Annotated in this window: 1 protein-coding gene; it reads right to left on the bottom strand. The window is 34.8% G+C overall.

The window, feature by feature from the left end; all coding sequences use genetic code 11:
- On the bottom strand, positions 1-1861 hold a 1861-nt coding region (locus AFK68_RS00605; protein ID WP_094670816.1), incomplete at its 3' end, for a tetratricopeptide repeat protein.
- Positions 1862-2165 lie beyond the last annotated feature (304 nt).

Raw genomic sequence — 2165 nt, 5'->3', positions numbered from 1 at the left:
ATTCTAAGGAAATGCCACATTTTTCCAGAAAATCTAGCTCCCCTGGTTGCAATTTATCTATGGCAAAAGTCTTTAAATGTTTTTGAGAAAAATGTTTTTGAATTTTTTGAGATTCTAATTCTAGATCCTCTAGCTCTATATGGAGATCAAAATCTTTAGAATTAGTTTGATTCAAGCTATCCCATATAAAGTCGTATATTGAATTACTATTTTCATTTTTTGACTGCTGAGGTTGTTTAGGAAACTGTGGTTTAGGTAAATTTTTAAAAAAGGTAACTGCTTCGGAGATTAATCCTGCTTCGGAAATATTGATGCTAAATTGATAATAAAACTCTAAGTTATGAATATTTTTCTGGAAAACTTTATCATAGGAATCGATAACTTTGCAAAGTTTGCCAGCCCTAACTAAAGCTATTCCTAATTCTGGATATTTCTTAATTTCATTCTTTGACCAAGGCTGTACCTTTAACAGCTCTTCATAACATAATAATGCCTCTTCCAAATTTTCTTGTTTTACCAAAAGCATCCCTAGTTCATAATAATCTGAACTTTGAGGCTGAAGTTCAGTAACTTTCTGATAAGCCTGAATTGCTTCTGTTAAATTTCCAGTTTGTTTGTGGTCTTTTCCAAAACTACGATAATCTTCTATTAGGCTTTGTTTTTGCTGCGCCAGTAGAGACTCAAGTTTGGCGAAAAATCCAGATTCTGTAGGTAAATTTTCTAGTCCTTTTTGGTAAATTTCTAAAGCTTCAGCAAACTTCCCTTTTTCTCGCAATATTTCTCCCCATAAATAGTAAGCATCGCCGTTAGTTGGATTTAATTCAATTACTTTTGAGTAGCAGGCGATCGCTTCTTCCTTCTTGCCTTGCGTTGATAAAGCTTTACCTAAATTATGATAACATCCAGAATTATTTGGCTGCAATTCAATCGCAATTTTGTAAGCATCAACTGCTTCTGACCATTGCTTTTTTTCAGATAAAGCTAACCCCAAATTGTTGTAAAAAAAACCATTTTGAGAATTAAACTCTATAGCCTTACGATAAGCATTAATTACTTCATCCCAATTTTTTAATTTCATCCAAGCCACACCTAATTTTTGGTAAGACCAAATAGCATTAGGGTTAATTTCTATAGCGTGCTGAAAAGCGAGAACAGCCTCAGAAAAGTTTCCTTTTTCTAGCAAACCTTTTCCTAGTTTCTGATAAGCTATCCATGTATTCGGTTGAAGTTTTACAGCTTTTTGGTAACAACTTATTGCTTCATCCAAATTACGCTGAATTACCAAAGTATCTCCCAATAATTGATAACCTTTAAATAAATTAGGATTTAACTTAATTGCTCGGCGATAACAAGCGATCGCTTCGGTCAACTTCTGATAGTCAAAAAGAGTTTTACCCAGACTTAAACATTCTGATGCTGTTGCGGATTCTGGCTCTAGAGTGAATATTTGATAAGAACACTCAGCAGCTAACTCTGGCTTACCTACCAACTGCCAAATTTTAGCCAAGTTTCGGTAAAATCCGGCAATATTTGGTTTGAGGGTGATAGCTTTTTGATAAGAGGCGATCGCTAGCTGCCACTGCTTTTGCATAGCATATAGACTACCCATATTAGCATGGACTTCTGCCCAATCAGGTTGAGCAGCAAGGGCTTTTGTGTACCAAGCCATAGCTTCTTCTACTTGGCCCATAGCAAGGCTAATGTTTCCTTGTATCTTGTACCCAGTGGCAAAGTCTGGTAGTGCTGCTAAGACTTTTTGACAAGCTGCCTGTGCTCTATCTAATTTTCCTTTGGCCAAATAGGTTTCTGCTTGTTGGAGATTTTCAACTACTGTTGTTTCTGGATTTAACTGGGAGTGCATATTCTTATTTTTGGTATAATTCGGTGTTTGTAACTTATAAATGAGCTAATGATCTGGGATTATATAGACTAAATTCTTTCTCAAGCAAGGCTGTTCCTAAACTATTCTAGAATCCTGAGAAATTACTATTAATTTTAATAGTCTTGGAATCAAAGTAGTTGTGCAATTTAGGAAAGATGACTTACTCATAGATTTGTCTTAGTTTTAAAACTATATCTTGATGGCAAATGACAACCTCAGAAAAGCCTAGGTTGCTGTATTCTATAATTATGATATTCAGGTATAAAGTTATAGTAAAGTATAC

This window comes from Hydrocoleum sp. CS-953, assembly GCF_002260545.1.
In the GTDB taxonomy this organism is placed as follows: Bacteria; Cyanobacteriota; Cyanobacteriia; order Cyanobacteriales; family Microcoleaceae; genus Trichodesmium.
This window is presented reverse-complemented; position numbering and strand designations above follow the sequence as displayed.